This is a genomic window from Kitasatospora sp. NPDC059327, from assembly GCF_042752535.1.
Taxonomy (GTDB): domain Bacteria; phylum Actinomycetota; class Actinomycetes; order Streptomycetales; family Streptomycetaceae; genus Kitasatospora.
Genome location: NZ_JBHYYB010000071.1, coordinates 11,141 through 28,754, shown reverse-complemented (window position 1 = coordinate 28,754; position 17,614 = coordinate 11,141). Strand labels below are relative to the sequence as shown.

Sequence of the window (17,614 nt, the reverse complement as noted above, 5' to 3'; positions counted from 1 at the left end):
GCGGCCCGTCGAAATCCATGTGTAGCCAGATGTTGAATCACATTGAGAAGCTGCTGTAGCTCTACGTGATTCTCACCTCACGCAACTTGGCCTTGGATGGATCACAAGCAGCCAGGGGTGTGGAGGTGATCGCTAGTGCTCGTCCTAACCGTCAGCGCTGTTGAGCGCAGTTGTCCTCCAGCGCAGCAACGCGCTGTTCCAGCTGAGCAAGCTGCTCTGCCAGTCTGGCAATCTCCAGGGAGCCTGAGTCCTCGACGGGGATCCCTCGCACGAACGACCCGAGCCCCTGGTGCGAGTACACCCAGCTGTCGGTTTTCAGCTGTGACAGCGCTCGCTGGACGGTTCCTGTTGCTACGTCGAACGTCTCGGCGAGCTCGCGAGTGCTGGGCAGCTTCGCGTCGGTGGCCAGCTTGCCCGACCGGATGTCGGACTTCACGGCCTCGACGATTCGCATGTAGGGCTGCATCGGCTGAGTCATGACCTTCATGGTAGAGCACCTTCTTAGCTAGGTAGCTGTAGCTGCTTACTTGACACAGCATAGCTATCCTACGTAACTTGGTAAAGCACGAGGTTCGGGAGACCGAATCGAGCGACATCGCCGTTTCGCGGCGGAGCAAAACAACGGTTGCCACCCGCCCCCGGGCGGTGGCGGTCACCTCGGTGACAAGGGGTCGAGCCCTTAGCTCCCTCACGTCGGACGCCTACATAGCAACACCGAACGACTTTGAGCAGCGTGCTGCGCTGCCTGTCCGCCAGGACGCCGGCCGATCGAGCCGGGCCTGGCGGGCGGAGAGAGCAGCAACCCCGCTGCCCGGACTCCCCTTCTCCCTGCCAGGAGGCCCCGATGCCCGCTCGCACCCGCACCAAGCGCCGCTCCGCACTCCCCCCGCTGCAGCTCTCGACCCTGCTTCCCAGCCACTACAACCTGCGCCCGGACGAGGTCGCCACCGTGGTCTGCCCGTCCTGCGAGACCTGGCAGCGGATCATGGGCGACCAGGACAAGACCCGCACAATCCGCGACCACTTCTCCACCGACCTGTCCGGCGCCGAGCTGGAGGCCGGCCAGCGGGACACCCGCTGCCCCTCCGCCCGCCGGATCGTCGAGATCGACGTCACGATCGCGCACTGGGTGCGGCAGATCGAGGAGGGATCCACCCAGGTCGCCGCCCGCCGGCCGACCACGGTGCTCCGGAAGATCCCGACCCCGAAGCCCACGGCGGTCCTCCACATGGCGCAGCCCCGCCCGGCCGTCCCGGCAGCGACCGCCGCCGAGCGCGCCGAGCAGTGGGCCGAGGCGCTGCTGCCGGTGTTCATCTCGGACGCCCTGCGCCGCATCCCGCTGCACGGCGCGCGCGGCCCGATCTTCCCGCTGGCGCTGCCGGTCGGGGCCCTGTCGATCGCCCAGACGCCCTACGCAGACGAGGTGCTCGCGGCGAGCCCGGTGCGCAAGCGCGCCGCCTGACCCGCCGCCAGCACGAACTGCCACGGCCGCCGCCGACCCGATCCCGGGTGGGCGGCGGCCGTCGCCTTGCCCGCACAGCACCCTGCCCAGCGAGACCACCTGAGGAGACCAATGTCCGAAACCCCCGCTGCCACGCGGCTCGCCGAGGCCTACGCCTGGTACTCGGCCGCTCTGCGGGACCTGGTCCTCGAGCTGTTGGACGAAGCCGACCTGGGCACCGCCAGTGACACCGCCGACGACCTGTGCGGCGACCTGTGGCTGCACACGTCGGAGCTCGCGGCGGCCCAGGACCTCTCCTTCACCGAGCTCCTGGATGCCCTGGACCACACCGCCAAGATCCTCGTGGATCTAATCCCCAGTCAGCCGGCGGTGCACCTGGCGGGCCGGCTCGCCACCGCCTCCGCCTCAAAGGCGGCCGACGTCGCCGAGCTCGCCATCGGTGCGGTGGACGCCGCGGGCTACCAGCCGGTCCCCCGCCCGCAGCGGTGCGCCTCCACCAGCATCGCCTTCGCAGACGTGGGCACACAGCGGTCCGCTGCCTGACCCACGACCAGCAGCACGATCAGCCACGGCCGCCGCCCACCCCGAGCACGACGGGTGGGCGGCGGCCGTGGCTGCTCGTACGCAGCACAGAGCAGCAAGACGGCCCCGGGGGCGCATCCCCGGGGCCGAGTCGGTCGCACCACCCACCCCGCTGAGGACGAGAGGAACACGACCGTGACCCCCATGATGGCACTCCCCGTCGACACCCCGGAGACCACCACCGCCGACTTCGACGACCTGTACGGCCGGTACTCCACCGCGCTGCTCGTGGCCGCCGCCGCGCAGCTCGCCGACATCGGCCCGGCCGCGACGGACCTCGACGAGGACCTCGCCCACGCCGTGTGGGACGCCGTCGCCGCCGGCCGCTACCCCGAGGACGCCCGCGGCCTGGACGGCCTGCTGATCCTGCTGCGCGACCGGGTCCGCCGGGTCAGCGCCCGGGCGGCGGCCGCCACCCAGGCGCTCCGCGAGGTCGTCATCGACCTGGACGACCTCGCCGACACCGAGCCCGCCCCCGTCGGCGTCGTGCGGCCCCTGCCGGTCACCGTCTCCGCCGCCATCGCCACCCTCCACTCCCTCCCCCTGGCCGGCTGACCCGATGTCGCACCTCGACCCCGGGATCGCCGCACTTCAGGCCCAGACCGAGGCCCACATGGCCGCCGCCCGCGTCGCCGCCGAGGCCGCCGAGCGGGCCCGCCAGCAGGCCGACCAACTCCGCCAGCAGCAGGCCGCCAGCCAGGGGAGCACCAAGTGACCATCACCCACCTGCTCCACAGCTACGCCGGCGGCGGCACCCCCACCCCGCCCACGCCCCCGACCCCGCCCACCCCCACCCCCGGCGGTGGCCAGTGAGCAGCCCCGAGGACCAGGCCTGGACCCAGCGCCAGATGGACGAGCTGCTGCGCCGGGCCCGTGAGATGCACCAGCGGGCGCAGGCCGAGAAGGCCGGCCAGCAGAAGTAGCACCCAGCGACGAGACGAGAGGGGACCGCCCGTGAGGACGACCGAGGAGTACGACGCCTGGCAGGCCGGGCTGGAGCGGATGCACCGCGACTACGAGGAGGCCGACCAGGCCGAGCACGTCGCCTACATGGACGAGCTCGACGCCCGCGACGTCGCGCGCTGGGCCGACCCGGTCCTGGAGCGGCCGGCCACCGGCGGCGCGCTCCTGGAGCAGCGGCACGTCCTGTGCGAGGCCGCGCACCCGGACCAGGTCGCCGCGCTGCGGCGCCTCGCCGCCTTGGCCCCGTCGGCCTGACCGCGTCGGTTGGTTGTCGTTCGCCGCCGCGCCCGCCCCCGCAGCACCGGGGCCGGGCGCGGCGGTGTTCGACGGTGCCCGACGCACCGCCCACCCGTCCCACCTCAAGGGAGGCCCTCATGAACAACGCCACGAAGTCCGGATCCACGACGACGAACCGCGTCGACGGCACGGTGAACGGCACGGTCATCCAGGCCGGTGAGGTGAACAGCCCGGTGATCACGGGCCCGGTCGACCAGAGCGTCCGGAGCGTCACCTTCAACGGGAGCGCCAACTACGTCGCCAACGGTGACGTCCACCAGACCTTCAACCGCTAGCCGCCGCGCCGCGCCCCGCCTCGGTCCACCGGGTGCGGGGCGCGGCGCCGTTCCCTGACGTGCCAGTTCGCAGACCCGAAGAGAAGGGGAACCCCCCATGGCCATCCGTACCCACACCGCGCCCGCCGGTCCGGCCGTCCTCGACCTGACCCAGTACACCGGCCGGATCACCATCCGCGTCGACCAGGCGGCCGTCCGGGCCGGCATCACCGTCCGCGTCGACGCCGAGTCGGGCCCGGCCGCCGAGGCGGTCCGCGGCACCGGGATCGAGCAGAGCGGTCAGCGGATCACGGTGACCGTCCCGGAGGCTTCTGGCACGGCGGGCTCCGGGGGCGGCATCACCGTCGGCGGCGGCCGGGTGATCATCGGCGGCGTCGACGTCACCGGCGGGTTCGGCGCCGGCGCACCCGCCGAGATCGAGACCGCCGTCGCCCTGCCGCCGGGCTCCTGGGTCCGCCTGACCACCCGCACGGCGACCACCACGGCCAGTGGCGCGCTGGAGTCCCTCGACTACTCCGGCACCTCCGGCCACCTCGTCGCCGACGAGGTCGGCGACCTGGCGCTCACCCTCACCTCCGGCCGCGTGACGGTCGCCCACGTCACCCGGCGGCTGGACGCGACCCTGACGTCCGGCCACGTGGGCGTGCACGCCTACGACGGCGGCGACGCCCGCCTCACCCTGACTTCCGGCCACGCCCACATCGCCGCGACCCCGGCCAGCCGCGGCCGCTTCTCCATCGGCCTGACGTCCGGCCACGCCACGCTCACCGGCGCCCGGCACCTGGACGTCACCCGCCGCGTCACCGGCGGCCACCTCACCGTCAGCTGACCCGGCCGGCCACCGCCCGACCGCGTTCCCCGCGAACCCTGTATAGAGGAGGAGCCCGCCGTGGCTGCCCGCACCCGCACCCCCACCCGCCGCGCCCCCGCGGCCAAACCCACCATGCCGACGAAGACCGCCGCCGCCCCGGCCGTCGACACCGTGCCCGCCCCCCGCTGCGACACCGACTCGGCCGTCGACCAGGACGCGATCGACACCCTGCTGGAGAGCGCCCGCACCGACGCCGACGAGCTGCGCACCGCGGCGCGGGCCGACGCCGACCAGCTGCTCGCCGAGGCCCGCCAGAAGGTGGCCGACGCCGAGCAGCGTGCCCAGGAGGTGCGGGCCGAGGCCGGCACCGTCCTGGCCCAGGCCGAGCAGCGGGCGCGGAGCACGGCTGTCGAGCTGGAGGACCGGCTGGCGGCCGCTCGCGAGGAGCTGGCCGACGCCGTTCGGCGGCGCACCGGCGCCGAGCAGGCGGTCGCCCGGCTCAAGAAGCTGACCGATCAGCAGATCGAGGCCGCGGAGGAGACGGTGGCCCGGGTCCGCGTCATCGCCGACGGCGACCTCGCCGCGGCCGAGCAGACGGTGGCCCGCCGGCGCCAGGCCGCCGAGAAGCTGCAGTCCGAGGCGGAGGCCGAGTACGACCGCATCGTGGCCGCCGGCCGCGAGCGGGCACGGCAGATCGTCGCTGACGCCGAGCGGGGCGCGGAGCAGGCGCGCACGGAGGCCGAGCAGGTCGCCGAGCACGCCGAGCACCTGGTCGCCGAGGCCAAGGAGCGCGCCGAGCACCTCGTGGCCGTCGCCGAGGCCGACGCCCACCAGCGGCGCGAGACGGCGGCCCGGATGCGCGTCGAGGCGGAGGCCGAGACGGCCGAGCTGCGGGAGAAGGCCCACGCTGAGGTCGAGGCGGCCGAGGAGACCGCGGCGCGGGTGCTGGACGCGGCCCGCGACAAAGGCGAGGAACTGGTCGCCGACGCCGAGACGCGGGCGGAGGAGTGCCGGGCGCAGGCCGACCAGGTGCTGGTAGACGCACGCGAGCAGGCCGAGGAGGCGGTCGCCGAGGTCAGGGCGCGGGCCGAGGCGCAGGCGGCCGGGGTGCTGGCGACGGCGGAGCAGGCGGCCAAGCAGCGCGTGGCCGGCGCCGAGGCCGAGGCCCGGTCGGCGATCGGGCAGGCCGAGCTGCGGGTGCGCGAGGTGCTGGCCGACGGCGCCCGCCAGCACACTGCGGAGCAGGCCCGGCTGGAGGTGTGCCGGGCCGCGGCGGAGGAGGCCGAGGCGCTGATCGCCAAGCAGCGCAAGCGCGAGGACTTCACCGACAAGTGGGGGCCCAAGGTCGCGCTGGCGGCGGCGGTCACCCTGACCGCCTCCGGCGAGTTCGCTCTGGCGAAGCTGGCCGGCTGGCCGTCGTGGGTGGCATGGGCGCTGCCGCTGGCGATCGACGTCTACGTGGTCCAGGCGTTCCGCCGCCACAAGGACGTGCCCGGCGCGATCATCCTGATGATCCTCGCCAATGCCGCCTACCACCTCGCGGCGGCCGGACTGTTCGGCGTGGTCAAGAGCGGCCCGGACAAGGGTCACGCTCTGTGGTGGCTGATCGTCGGTGTCGCCGCCATCGCCCCGTGGGTGATGTGGCGCCTCCACAAGATCACGGACACCGGGGAAGCCGGTGAGAACGGCGGCGGTGAAAGCACCCCCGCCACGGTGGCCGGTGAAAGCGCCACGACGACCGCAGCCGGTTTCACCGACCACCCGGCGGTGGTTTCACCGCTCTCACCGCCCGACCCGTTCGACGCGCGAGAGCCGAGCGTCTACGAAACCGACCCGCGTGAAAGCGCCGCCGGTGAGAACGGACGCCCGATGAGACTCGTTGAAAGCGGCCCGGCCGCCGGTGATAACGCCAGCTCGCACCGTGAAAGCGGCCGTGAGAACGGAACCGGGTCGGCACTGGTGCGGCGCGGTGGTGAAACCCGCAAGCGCCCCGGCGGCTCCGACGCCGCGATCGAGGCCGAGATCACCGGACTGCACGCTCTCATGATCCGCCGGGGCGGCAAGAACGAGGTCTCACTGGAGGAGGCGATGGAGGTCACCGGCAAGAGCCAGGCGACCGCCTGGCGCCGCCTTGAGAGCGCCCGCGAGCGCTACGAGCAGACCGGCTGAGACCGGGCCCGCCCTCACCGCACCCACGAGGCACGCGGGGCGCGACCCGACCCCGACGGACTGTCACAGAGAGCAACCAGAACGGCTGTCGGTCTCTCCGGTGGCCACCAGGGCACGCCTAATGCCCTGGTGACCGCCGAAGGCGCCGAAGCGCCGAGCACCACCCTACGACCCGTGCGTCCGGCCGGAGCCCGGGTCGCCCGACAACCCATTCCCCGCAGCGTGAGAGGACGGCCACCGTGGCCCACGACGACGACAACGAGTACGGCTGGAAGGCCGACCAGCTCCGCGCCCCCGGCGGCATGGAGATGTACACCGACCAGATCAAGGGCATCTTCCGCGACCACCGCGACGACTTCCGCGCCCTGGCCAACGACCTCCAGGGCGAGTTGAGGTTCAACCCGCCCGCCGGCGACAACGGCCTCCAGGCCGGCTACCACGCCTGGAAGACCGCCCGGCTGCTCCACCAGATGGAGGGCCACGCGCAGGCCATCATCACCCTGGCCACGAAGCTGCGCGCCACCCACCACGCGGTCTATGTCGAGCTGCCCAAGCGCCGCGCGCAGAAGGCCGAGACCAAGGCCCTGGAGAAGGCCGAGCAGGGCGCGCAGGCGGCCCGCTCGGCGGGAAACGTCAACGACCTGGTGCGCCGGATGGTCGAGCACGCCGGCCAGGACGCGGCCGGGCAGGACGGGCAGGACGGGCAGAGCGGGTCGCCGGCCGTGCCCGCGCAGCCCGCCCACCCGCCGGTCTTCGACATGTTCAAGACGGGCACCGGCCAGTGAGCGCCCGCGTCCCGGACAAGGCCGCGCGGGAGGCGGCGGCCAAGCGGATGGCCAACCTGACCGCGTTCTACGCGGACCGCCAGAAGGCCGCGACGAGCAACCGCGAACTCGCCCAGGTGGTCGTCGACCAGGCCAAGGCGATCGCCCGCGCCGCCGAGAAGAACGGCGACGACAGCGCCTGGTACTCCCTCGCGCAGGACCTCAGCGCCTGGTGCAACCAGCACGGAGGGTGAGCGGGCCGGGCCCCGAAATCATCATCATCACCGGCTCCGCGAGCTCATCACGGGGCCCCAAGGCGCGCGCGTGACACGCGCGCGCGAGGCTCCCAGACCCATCACTCACTGTCAACACGAGAGGAAGGCGAGTTGAGCGGCGACGACGACGCGAACGTGGTCACCCTGCACCCCCGGATCGGCCTGCGCCCGCCCATCGGCCAGGCCCCCAGCACCCCCGCGCCGGCGCTCAACTCGGCGCCCCCGGCCCTGGCCGCACCGGCACCCGCGGCCGGTTTCCCCCAACTGCGCCACCGCCGCCCGGCCGCCCCGGCGGTGCTTCCGGTGGCCCTGCCCGCCGTCGCCTCCACCGATCCGATAGTGGCCGCTTCCGGCTCGTCCGCCGCCCCGGCGCTCCCCGCGCCGGGGCCGTCGGGCGGCGCGGCCCCGGCACGCGACGCGGTCGCGCTCGGCATGCTGACGCTGTCCGCGATCTCGCTGGCCGCCGTGCGCGGAAGCGCCGGCATCGTCTCCTGGATCGCCGCCCGCGCCGAGCACGTGAAGGCGATCCGGGACAAGGCGAAGGACGCCAAGCCCGCCCCGACGGGCGGCGGCCGGGTCCAGTCCGGGCCCGAGTGGGGCCAGCAGAACCGCCAGACCCCCGGGCCCACCAGCCGCCGCGGCTCCTCCGGCGGCCAGGCCGGGCGAGGACCCGGAGGTTCTGTGCCCACGTCCTTCCGCTCCGGCCCGGCCGCGGGCGGCAAGGGCTCGGGCAGTAAGGGCGGTACGGACCGGCCCGGTGCGCAGCCCAAGACCGACACCCGGACCGACCGTCGCGGCGGCGGGGCGCAGCGGCCGGACCCGGGCCTGTCCACGCGGGCGGGCCGGGCGGGCGACCGCGGCCTGGCGGACCGCTTCAAGAGGGACCAGGAGAAGGACAGAGCCAGGAAGGAGAAGGAGAAGGAGCGGAGGGACAGGGACAGGGACAAGGAGAAGGAGAGGAAGGACAGGGAGAAGAGGAAGGATCCCGCCTCCACGGGCGGGGGGAGCAGCAGCACGACGCCGGAGAAGAAGTCGGCGGGCGGCTCGTCCGGCCCGGCGGCCGGTGCCGGGAAGAAGGGCGCGGGCGCCGGGGCATCCGGTGGGTCGGCCGGGGCGAAGGGCCCGGCCGGACCGGGGGCGAAGAAGGGTGCCGGTGCTGCCGGCGGTTCGTCCTCCACGGCCCCTGGTGCCGGGAAGAAGAGCAAGCCCGGGGCGGACCCGGCCCGGCGCACGACGTTGGGCGCGGCGATCAGCGAGGAGGCCGAGCGGCGTCTGGACAGGCGCCGCGAGAAGCACACGCCGGTCTGGCGGGCGCCGAAGAAGCGCAAGCCCAAGAAGAAGGGGAAGGAGAAGCCGACTCCGGCGACGTCCTCCGGGGTGCCGAAGATGGCGGCGGCCAGCACGGTCAAGCCCGGGGTGAAGGCGCCCAGCAAGGGCAAGACGCCCGGCTCGACCACGAAGGCCGCCACCGCGAAGGCGAGGAAGGCCGCCGGGGCGAAGAAGGGCACCGGCCCTGCGGCCGGGTCCGCCGGGGCGGGTACGGCGGCCGGCACCTCCGGGGCCGGTGCCGCAGCCGGTGCGGCCAAGGGTTCGGCGACTTCCGGGAAGCGGGCGGCGGCGAAGGCCAAGGCAGCCAAGGCAGCCAAGGCAGCCAAGGCGACGCGCCCGACCCCCGGCCGCCCGTCAAGCTCCGGCCCGTCCTCGGCGGGGCCGTCGTCCGCGAACGCCGGGACACGGGCCCGCTGGGAGCGCACCAACGCCCGCACCTCCGCCACCGGCTCCACGTCGTCCACGTCCTCGACCTCGTCGGGCGCGCGGACCGGCACCGGCCCGACGGCTGACCGGGGCCGGGCGAAGCGACCGCCCGGCATGGTCCACGAGACGAACGTGAAGCTGGAGGTCATCCGGCCGCCCAAGCCCCCGCCGCCGCCCGCACCGTCCGTCGCCGCCCCGGCGCCCCGTCCCGCCCTGGCCGCCGGGACGGCCTCCCCCACTGCCGCGAGGAACCACAGCATGAGCGATGTCTACACCCCGTCGGCCGACTCCGAGCTGACCATCTACGACCTGCTGGAGGCCGACAACGACGCCGCCGAGGAGATCCTCGACCGCGTCGACGACGCCAAGGAGGCCGCCGCCGCCTGCGAGGACCTGGAGCACCACCTCGAAAGCCTCAAGGCGCAGGTCCTCACCCTGAAGATCCCCGGCCGCCTGCTCGGCTACGTCGACCGGCTGCTGGAGAAGGCCGGACGCGTCAAGTCCGAGGCCCAGGCCCTGGCCACCGCCCTGCCGACCGCGTCCGAGGCCATCAGCACCGCCGCCGACAACGCCTCCGCCATCCACCAACAGGCCGCGGACAGGACCCGCGACCACGGCTACGCCGCCCCGGCCGAGACCGACTACCACAAGGAGTAGCGCGTGTCCGATCTGCTTCCCGCCACCCGCCAGGCCGTCGGCGCCGCCATCGAGGTGGTCTCCGATGGCGTCCGCTACGGCATCCTGATCGCCCGCCTCGCCAAGGCCGGCCTGGCGCTGCGTCACATGGCAGACCTCGCCCGCTCCACGTTCGAGTACGTTGGCGAGGTCGCCGCCAGTGTCGACCGGCTCGCCGAGATGGCCGCCGGGATGAACGTCGACGCCGACACCGTCGCCGAGCACCACCAGGCCGCCGACATCATGCGAGGCGCCCTCGCCAACGCCACCACCATGGCGAACGAGTGCGAGGAGATGTCGAGCCTGTTCGACGAGGCCTCCGACGCCCACCAGGCCGACTACGGCGACGTCGCCGAAGCTTTCCAGAACATGCCCGTCGAGCCCGCCGACCGCGGTTTCTACGCCAACCGCTGACCGCCACCAACCCCGCCCGCTGCCCGGCACCGCACCCCGCGGTGCCGGGCAGCGCCGCACCCGCATCCGCATCCGAAAGGACCACCCCGTGGCCCCCGAGAACCGCGGCCCCGAGCCGTCGGCGCTGCCCGTCCGTCTGCTGGCCGCCCTCGTCATCGCCAGCAGCGCACTGTGGCTGCCCGGCGCGCTCTACGCCCGCCTGACCAAGTGAGAGGACGACCCGCCGTGCCCGACAACGACAGCTACTTCCGCTTCCTGACCACCCGGCAGGAGGACCCGGCCGACCAGGGCCGGCGCCTGCTCGGCCTGGCCCCCTTCGCCGTCCTGGCCCTCCTGCTGCTCGGCGCCATCGTCCACCTGATCACCTCCTGACCCGAGAGGACACGCGACCGTGTCGAAGCTCGACCGGGCCCGCCACTGGGCGGGCCGCACCGCCACCGTGGCCGGCACCGCCGCCCTGACCGCCGCCGTCTTCACCCCGGCCGTCCTGCCGGCCGCCGCCCCGGTCGTCCTCGGCACGACCGTGGTGTCCGCCGCCGTGTCGATCCGGCCGTGGCGGCGCGGCACCCCCGGCGCGGTCAGCGCCCTGTACGCCTCGCCCTCCGCGTTCCTGCTCGGCGAGATGCTCGCCTTCCGAATCGTGCCCGGCGCGCACTGGGGCGAGGGCGTGGCCGTCGCCGTCTGGGCAGGCCTCACCTGGTGGCAGCGACCCTCCCGCCTCGCCCGCGAACTGGTGCGCCCCAGCGACCTGGTCCCGGCCGTCCCCGACTACGCCCCCGTCACCCCGGCGGCCGTCACCCCGGCCGAGCAGCTGACGCTCGACTGGGCCCGCTGGGCGCAGACGGACAAGTGCCCGGCGGCCGGCACCTACCTGGAGCACGCCGTGTTCCACGGCCGCACCGAGTGGCGGGCGCAGATCGTCGCCGTCGGCGGGCGGCCGGTGCCGGACATCCCGATCGCCGTGATCTCGGCGATCACCAACATCCCCGAGGAGCTGATCTCCATCACGGCGGTGAAGGGCCACGGCGCCGGGCGCCGCCAGCTGACCGTCACCGACCGCACCGAGACCGCCGGCGGCCTGGAGCAGACGGACCCCTTCACCCGCTGGGACAAGACGATCGCCCCCGGCGCGATGCCGCACTCCCAGCTCATCGCCATCCGGCGAGGCAACACCAAGACCGGCGAGATGGAAGAAAGGCTGCGCCCCTGATGAACCTGCCCACCGCGCCTGGAGGCTTCGAGGTCGACGTGATGGAGCTGGAGGTGGAGGTCCCGCCCGGCAAGCTCCTCACCTACGACCTGCGCTCCCTCGCGTCCTCCCTGTACATCCTGGACACCGCGTGCATGGCGGTGGAGACCGACGGCCTGACCCGCGCCCTGGTCACCGTCTACGCCGCCCCGCCGCTGGACAAGCTCGACCCGGTTCGCGGCGAGGACCTGGTGATGGACGACCAGGGCTGGCTGACCGTCGGCCGCTACCACGACGGCCAGCCCGCCCAGATCCGCCTGTACGTCCCCGGCTCCGGCGCGCAGCGCGGCGCCCTGTTCGGCACCACCGGCGCCGGCAAGTCCCGCGCCCTGCAGCTGATCCTGGCCGCCGAGAAGCGCTCCGGGATCGCCACCTGGCTCGCCGACCTCAAGGCTGGCCAGTCGGTGCCAGAGGCCGCCGGTCAGGTCGACTGGCGGGTCACCACCCAGGAAGGCCTGCTCGCCATGCTCCAGGCGGCGGTGCGCGTCGCCGAGGAGCGGATGAGCCGCTACGCCGCGATGGGCCGCTCCAGCTTCCTGATCAACCGGCCGGACCCGTTGCTGTCGGTGCGGATCGACGAGGCGAACAGGGCGCTGGAGAAGGGCGCCCCCTACCGGGACAAGGTCGCCGCCCTGATCAAGGAGCTCGGCCGCACCGGCCGCAGCGTGGGCGTCGGCATCTCGATCGCCGCGCAGGCCTCGCACGTCGACGAGCTCGGCGGCTCCGACACCCTGCGCGGCATGCTCAAGGAGGGCGACACCATCCTCCTGCGCTGGTCCAGCTCGATGATGCAGTCGCTGGTGTCCGACGGCCTGCTGCCCCCGGGTACGCACATCGTGCCGATCCCCAAGCGCACCGGCCCGCCGGTGCTGCGCTCGCGGTTCGCCACGGTGCGGCCCCGGGCGAAGGTCCCCCGCGGCACCACCGGCGGCATGGCCTACCTGCTCGGTAGTGACCGGCCGACCGCGATGATGCGGTTCTTCCCTGTCGGCTCGATGCACGAGGTCGAGGGCCTGGACCCGCTGATCCTCGACCTGTACGGGCCGGGTGAGCCCGCCCACCTGGAGGTCACCTCGCACGAGGCCGCGGGTCCCGCCTACCTGACCCGCGACGGCGACGGCCCGGCCGAGCTGGTGGCCGCCGCCCAGGAGCAGACGCAGGCCCTGGTCGAGGAGGCCGCCGCCGAACAGAAGACCTCCACCAGCGGCAGGGCCCCCATCGCGGTGCGCATCATGCGCGCCCTGGAGGAGGCCGCCGAAGCAGCCGACGGAGACGACACCGAAGGCGCCGGCGCCCTCGACTTCGACGAGATCCTCGCCGCCGTCAACGCCGACGGCGGCAAGCCCGTCGGCGCGGCCAGCGTCCGCAACAACCTCTCCGTCCTCAGCCGCGGCGACCGGATCGCCGCCCTCGGCGGCGGCCGCTACACGCTGCCCGCCTGACCCACCACCACCCCGGCCAGGAGCGCCGCCCACGCGGCGCCCCTGGCCCCTGCCCGCCTGGAGCCCACCGTGGTCGTCTCCGCCTCCCTCGCCGTCGTCTTCGGCATCGCCACCGTCTTCCTCTACCGCAGCGGAGCCGTCCGCGTCCTCTCCGGTCTGACCCTCATCCTGTTCGGCTTCACCCTCGCCTCCACCGGCCTGGGCCCGACCATCACCCAGCTCCTCACCGGCCTGGTCCACCTCGTCGGCAGCATCCGGGTCTGACTACCACCCCGCCCCGCCACCCGGGCCGTCCGGCGGCCCCAGAAGGCGCCGCTGCGCCCCCGCAGACCCCTTTGGAGCACACCGTGGACAGCGTCTACACCACCCCCGTCACCGCTTCGCGCGCGGACACGGCGGTCGACCTCAACGCGTATCTCCTCCAGGAGGGCTTCGTGCCGGCCTCGCTCGACGGCCTGGTCGTCGCCGTCCCGCTGCGGCCCACCGCCGACACCCCGGCCCTGATCCCCGCCCTGGTCGACGGCAAGGTCGTCGCCGTCCCCGTGCACAACCCGCTCGCCGCCCAGGCTGCCCAGGTGCGGCCCGCCCCCGTGGCCGCCGCCCCGGCGCGGCCGCCGGCCGACCCGGGCCTGCCGCTCGCGGTGCGCCAGTACGTCCTCTACGGCTCCATCGCCTCGTTGGCCGCCGGCGGGGCGGTGTGGATGCTCGGTGCCGCCGTCGCGGAGGTCGCCCCGCACGCCGACCAGCTCGGCGACCTCCTCAAGTGGGCCGCCGTCCTCGTCGCCGCCGTGGTGCTCGGCGTGGCCGGCCTGCTCGGCAAGCTCCGCTCCGTCACCGCCGGCGCGGGAGGGACGGCGGCGACAGCGAGCGGCGACGGTGCCAGCGCGACCGGCACCGTCCTGGCGCTGGTCCACCGCACCCACCAGACGAACATCGGCCGCCAGACCGCCGGATGGAAGGGCACGGTCAACAACAACATCGGCTGACCGGGCACCCGGTCTCGCCCCCGGCCCGCACCCCGCCCGCCCCGCCGACCCCGGCCGGGCGGGCGGGCCGCTTTCCGGGGACGGGGCCGGCCGCCCGGCCGACACCACGAAGGGAACGCATCATGCAGCAGCCCGACACCCGCCCCGCCACCACCCCGGCCCCGACCAAGCCGACCCCGGGTACCTACGTCCTGTTCCGCGACGCCGACCGCCTCCTGGCCGGCCGCCCCGACCACACCCAGATCTGCCGGGTGCTGCCCCTCGGTAACTCGCACGACCGGGTCGCCCTGATGGTCCTGGCCACCAAGGAGATCATCCACCAGGCACCGGTCGCCTACATGCGCCCGATCGACCCGGCCGAGCTGATGCACGACATCGACACCGCCCCGCTCGACGCCCTCGGCGAGGGCCGGCTGATGACCGCCGCCGGCGCCTGGCTCGCCCTCCAGCACCAGCGGACCAACACCAGCCCCGGCGCGCTGCCCGCCACCCGCGACTGACCCGCCGAGCCCACCGCGCCGCCCGCCCCACCACACACCGGCCCGGGGCGGGCGGCACAACACGCGCGGCCACGAACGCACCCGCACCACCCGCGCCTGACCACCCGCCACCACCCAGCAGACAGGAGAGTCCGCCGTGCGCGCACCCGACCTCGACCCGACCGGCGAGCACCACGGCGGCCTCCCCACCTGGCCCTGGCGCTACGCCGACCCCGGCCTGCGCACCCGCCGCCAGCTGCGCGAACTCGGCCTCCGGCCCGGAGGACAGGAACCCGCCGCGCAGGTCGTCTGCCGCCACGGCCGGCGCACCGCCTACCTCTACCGGATCGCCGCCGCCAAGCCGGTGCGGCCGATGACGCCGGGCCGGGCCGCCGCCCTGGACCGGGCGATGGCCGCCCGCCAGACCTGCCCGATCTGCCACACCCGCTACGACCACTGCCTGCCGCTCAAGACCCTCGGCTCCTGCGAGCCCTGCTCCCAGCTGACCGACGACGAACGCGACCAGCTCGCCCCCCTCACCGCCACCACGTCCTGACGCGCCCGCAGAAAGGCACCACCACCATGAAGCTGCGCCTGTTCGCCGACCCGCTCGCCGACGCCGTCGCCCACGCCGCCCGTGCCCTGCCCGGAAAGCCCCCCGTCCCGGTCCTCGCCGGCATCCTCCTGCGCACCGACACCGACGGCCTGCACCTGGCCGCGTTCGACTACGAGGCGTGCGCGACCGTCCGGGCCGACGCCGAGATCGCCGACGACGGCACCGCGCTGGTCTCCGGCCGGCTGCTCAACGACATCTGCAAGACGCTCCCGAAGTCGGCCGAAGTCGACCTCGAACTCTCCGGAGCCCGACTGCTCCTCACCGCAGGCAGCGCCCGGTTCACCCTGCCGACCCTGCCCGTCGAGGAGTACCCGGCGCTTCCGGCGGCCCCGGACACCGTGCTCACGGTGGAGGGCGACGCGCTCGCCGACGCCGTCGCCCAGGCCGTCGTCGCGGCCGGCACCGACGACACCCTGCCCGCCCTCACCGGCGTGCAGATGATCCTGGAGGACAGCCGGCTCACCCTGGCCGCCACTGACCGCTACCGCTTCGCGGTCCGCGAACTCACCGTCAAGCCCACCGGCACCCTGCCGGCCGCCAAGCCGGCGAAGAAGGCCAAGAACGGCGACCACGACGCGGGGCCTACGGCCGAGCAGCTCGACGCCGCGGCCCGCACCGTACTGGTTCCCGCGAAGTTCCTCTCCGAGGCGGCCCGTGCCCTGGCCGGGGAACACCCCGTGGCCATCGGCTGGACGGACGGACAGCTCACCCTCTCCACCCCGGGCCGCACCCTCGGCACCCGCCTCCTGGAAGGCGAGTTCCCCAAGGGCCGCGCGCTGTTCCCGCACGCCGAGGACGCGGAGCTGACCATCACCGTCCCCATCGAGCAGGCGCTGGCCGCCATCAAGCGCGTCGCCCTGGTCGCCTCCGACAAGCGCCCGATCCGCCTCGCCGTCGACGGCGACCAGCTGCTCATCGAGGCCGGCGACGGCGACGACGCCCGCGCCGCCGACCGCGTCCCCTGCGACGCCACCGGCTCGCTCACCGACCGCCTCCGCGGCTACGACGCCGCCTTCAACCCCGCCTACCTCGCCGACTGCCTCAAGGCCATGACCACCCCCGAGGCGCGCTTCCACCTCACCTCCTCCACCAAGCCCGTCCTGGTCCTCGGCCACTCCGGCGAGGACACCGGCGGCGACTACCAGCACCTGCTGATGCCGATCCGCCTCCAGAGCTGACACCGCACCACCCCGCCCGCCCCGGCACCCGCCGGGGCGGGCCGGCACACCCGCACCACCCCACCGACCTCACCGAGGAGCAGCACCCCGTGAACCAGCACACCGACCACAGCGAGCCCGCCACCGCCTCCGAGGCGAAGCCGTCCCCGAGCGTCCGCGAGGCCGCCGGGCGCCGGGCCCGTGCCCTCACCGCCCCGGGCGGCTGGCTCGACCAGCGCCGCCGCGACATCGCGCACGGCCTGGACGACTTCACCACCGCCGAGCCGTGGGTGCGCGCCCTCACCTACCTGACCGCGATCACCCTCGCCGTCCTGCTACTCGGCACTATCGGCGGCATCCTGCTCAACGCGGCCGGCGCCGTGATCGGCGCCGCGCACCTGCCGCAGGACCTGCCCGCCGGCGGCGACGGCCTGCGCGCCGCGATCACCGGACCCATCCACGCCTACCTCATCGCCCACCAGACGTACCCGCTCACCCCGGACACCGTCTACGGCGCGTGGAAGACCGTCGGCCTGCTCGCCGCGCTGCTCGCCTTCCTCACCCAAAGCGCCGTCGCTCGTCTCGCGTGGTCGGCCTGGTCCTGCGCGACGCTCGCCATGGTCTGGTCCGCCGCCCCGGAAGCCGGCCGCCCCGTCGCCACCGGCCTCACCGCCGCCGCCATCGCCACCGTCAGCCTGTTCGCCCTGCGCGGCCTGTCCTTCTCGCTGCGCCCGACGGTGATCACCCGAACCGAGGTCGCCCCGCAGATCACCATCCAGACCCCCGAGCCCAAGGCGGCCTACCGGGCCCGGCCGGCCGTCCCCGCCCCGACCGGCCCCTTCGACCAGCGCTGACCCCCACCCCGACCACCACCTGGAGCAGCCCCGCCGTGCCCGACCCCGCGCTCCCCCACCCCGCCGCACCCGGCCAGCGCCTCGCCGCCGTCATCACCCAGCGCACCCAGGCCCTGGCCGCCGACCTCCTCCAGCTGCGCGCCGACGCCGACCGCCTCGCCGCCCGCCTCGCCCGAGGCGTCAGCACCACCGACACCGAGCGGCTGACCGTCCTGGCCCAGCGCGTCCACGGCCAGGCGTCCCGGATCGAGGGCCTGACCGACGCCCGCAGCCTCACCTGACCACCCGCACCGCCGGGGGCGGGGGGGCCCCCCCCCGGCCCCCCCCCCCCCCCCCCCCCCCCCCGCCCCCCCCCCCCCCCCCCCCCCCCCCCCGGCCCCGGCCCCCCC

General features: G+C 74.4%; 24 protein-coding genes. 23 read left to right on the top strand and 1 reads right to left on the bottom strand.

Annotated elements, in window-relative coordinates:
• Window positions 1-151: 151 nt before the first annotated feature.
• Window positions 152-478, bottom strand: coding sequence for a GntR family transcriptional regulator (locus tag ACFXHB_RS32240; protein WP_380578264.1), 327 nt, complete (start codon window positions 476-478; stop codon window positions 152-154).
• 366 nt (window positions 479-844) lie between these two features.
• Here ACFXHB_RS32240 and ACFXHB_RS32235 point away from each other — a divergent pair, with 366 nt between their 5' ends.
• From ACFXHB_RS32235 to ACFXHB_RS32125, 23 genes are all read left to right on the top strand, one after another.
• Window positions 845-1,462 (top strand): hypothetical protein, encoded by a 618-nt coding sequence (locus ACFXHB_RS32235; RefSeq protein ID WP_380578263.1) that lies wholly within the window; start codon window positions 845-847, stop codon window positions 1,460-1,462.
• Window positions 1,463-1,573: 111 nt separating this feature from the next.
• Window positions 1,574-2,005 (top strand): hypothetical protein, encoded by a 432-nt coding sequence (locus ACFXHB_RS32230; RefSeq protein ID WP_380578261.1) that lies wholly within the window; start codon window positions 1,574-1,576, stop codon window positions 2,003-2,005.
• A gap of 174 nt (window positions 2,006-2,179) precedes the next feature.
• Window positions 2,180-2,599, top strand: coding sequence for a hypothetical protein (locus tag ACFXHB_RS32225; RefSeq protein WP_380578259.1), 420 nt, complete (start codon window positions 2,180-2,182; stop codon window positions 2,597-2,599).
• A gap of 4 nt (window positions 2,600-2,603) precedes the next feature.
• Window positions 2,604-2,759 (top strand): hypothetical protein, encoded by a 156-nt coding sequence (locus ACFXHB_RS32220; protein ID WP_380578257.1) that lies wholly within the window; start codon window positions 2,604-2,606, stop codon window positions 2,757-2,759.
• Between the two features lie 239 nt (window positions 2,760-2,998).
• Window positions 2,999-3,262 carry a hypothetical protein gene (locus ACFXHB_RS32215; protein ID WP_380578255.1) on the top strand — a complete coding sequence of 88 codons (264 nt, stop codon included), beginning with the start codon at window positions 2,999-3,001 and terminating at the stop codon, window positions 3,260-3,262.
• Window positions 3,263-3,381: 119 nt separating this feature from the next.
• Window positions 3,382-3,579, top strand: a complete 198-nt coding sequence (locus tag ACFXHB_RS32210; RefSeq protein WP_380578253.1) for a hypothetical protein — start codon at window positions 3,382-3,384, stop codon at window positions 3,577-3,579.
• 97 nt (window positions 3,580-3,676) lie between these two features.
• Window positions 3,677-4,408, top strand: coding sequence for a hypothetical protein (locus ACFXHB_RS32205; RefSeq protein WP_380578252.1), 732 nt, complete (start codon window positions 3,677-3,679; stop codon window positions 4,406-4,408).
• A 60-nt stretch (window positions 4,409-4,468) separates the two neighbouring features.
• Window positions 4,469-6,559 (top strand): hypothetical protein, encoded by a 2,091-nt coding sequence (locus ACFXHB_RS32200; protein WP_380578250.1) that lies wholly within the window; start codon window positions 4,469-4,471, stop codon window positions 6,557-6,559.
• Between the two features lie 239 nt (window positions 6,560-6,798).
• Complete coding sequence (locus tag ACFXHB_RS32195; protein ID WP_380578248.1) at window positions 6,799-7,344, top strand: hypothetical protein; 546 nt, start codon at window positions 6,799-6,801, stop codon at window positions 7,342-7,344.
• Window positions 7,341-7,577, top strand: a complete 237-nt coding sequence (locus ACFXHB_RS32190) for a hypothetical protein (protein WP_380578246.1) — start codon at window positions 7,341-7,343, stop codon at window positions 7,575-7,577. The genes ACFXHB_RS32195 and ACFXHB_RS32190 overlap by 4 nt, the downstream gene beginning before the upstream one ends.
• Before the next feature lie 132 nt (window positions 7,578-7,709).
• The gene (locus ACFXHB_RS32185; RefSeq protein ID WP_380578243.1) at window positions 7,710-10,010 is read left to right on the top strand and encodes a hypothetical protein; all 2,301 of its coding nucleotides are present in this window, start codon (window positions 7,710-7,712) and stop codon (window positions 10,008-10,010) included.
• A 3-nt stretch (window positions 10,011-10,013) separates the two neighbouring features.
• Window positions 10,014-10,442 carry a hypothetical protein gene (locus tag ACFXHB_RS32180; RefSeq protein WP_380578241.1) on the top strand — a complete coding sequence of 143 codons (429 nt, stop codon included), beginning with the start codon at window positions 10,014-10,016 and terminating at the stop codon, window positions 10,440-10,442.
• 88 nt (window positions 10,443-10,530) lie between these two features.
• Window positions 10,531-10,653: a hypothetical protein gene (locus tag ACFXHB_RS32175; RefSeq protein ID WP_380578239.1), complete on the top strand. Its 123-nt coding sequence runs from the start codon at window positions 10,531-10,533 to the stop codon at window positions 10,651-10,653.
• A gap of 14 nt (window positions 10,654-10,667) precedes the next feature.
• Complete coding sequence (locus tag ACFXHB_RS32170; RefSeq protein WP_380578237.1) at window positions 10,668-10,814, top strand: hypothetical protein; 147 nt, start codon at window positions 10,668-10,670, stop codon at window positions 10,812-10,814.
• Between the two features lie 19 nt (window positions 10,815-10,833).
• Entirely contained in the window at window positions 10,834-11,652 is an 819-nt protein-coding gene (locus tag ACFXHB_RS32165; RefSeq protein WP_380578235.1) for a hypothetical protein, read from the top strand.
• Entirely contained in the window at window positions 11,652-13,133 is a 1,482-nt protein-coding gene (locus tag ACFXHB_RS32160; RefSeq protein ID WP_380578234.1) for a transfer protein, read from the top strand. The genes ACFXHB_RS32165 and ACFXHB_RS32160 overlap by 1 nt, the downstream gene beginning before the upstream one ends.
• Window positions 13,134-13,202: 69 nt before the next feature.
• On the top strand, window positions 13,203-13,397 hold the full coding sequence (locus ACFXHB_RS32155; RefSeq protein WP_380578232.1) for a hypothetical protein: 195 nt from the start codon (window positions 13,203-13,205) through the stop codon (window positions 13,395-13,397).
• 83 nt (window positions 13,398-13,480) lie between these two features.
• Window positions 13,481-14,119: a hypothetical protein gene (locus ACFXHB_RS32150; RefSeq protein ID WP_380578230.1), complete on the top strand. Its 639-nt coding sequence runs from the start codon at window positions 13,481-13,483 to the stop codon at window positions 14,117-14,119.
• A 122-nt stretch (window positions 14,120-14,241) separates the two neighbouring features.
• Window positions 14,242-14,619, top strand: a complete 378-nt coding sequence (locus ACFXHB_RS32145) for a hypothetical protein (RefSeq protein ID WP_380578228.1) — start codon at window positions 14,242-14,244, stop codon at window positions 14,617-14,619.
• Between the two features lie 136 nt (window positions 14,620-14,755).
• On the top strand, window positions 14,756-15,154 hold the full coding sequence (locus ACFXHB_RS32140; RefSeq protein ID WP_380578226.1) for an RRQRL motif-containing zinc-binding protein: 399 nt from the start codon (window positions 14,756-14,758) through the stop codon (window positions 15,152-15,154).
• Window positions 15,155-15,180: 26 nt separating this feature from the next.
• Entirely contained in the window at window positions 15,181-16,392 is a 1,212-nt protein-coding gene (dnaN, locus tag ACFXHB_RS32135; RefSeq protein WP_380578224.1) for a DNA polymerase III subunit beta, read from the top strand.
• An 89-nt stretch (window positions 16,393-16,481) separates the two neighbouring features.
• Window positions 16,482-17,225 (top strand): hypothetical protein, encoded by a 744-nt coding sequence (locus tag ACFXHB_RS32130; protein WP_380578222.1) that lies wholly within the window; start codon window positions 16,482-16,484, stop codon window positions 17,223-17,225.
• Between the two features lie 35 nt (window positions 17,226-17,260).
• Complete coding sequence (locus tag ACFXHB_RS32125; protein ID WP_380578221.1) at window positions 17,261-17,506, top strand: hypothetical protein; 246 nt, start codon at window positions 17,261-17,263, stop codon at window positions 17,504-17,506.
• The last annotated feature ends 108 nt before the right edge of the window (window positions 17,507-17,614 follow it).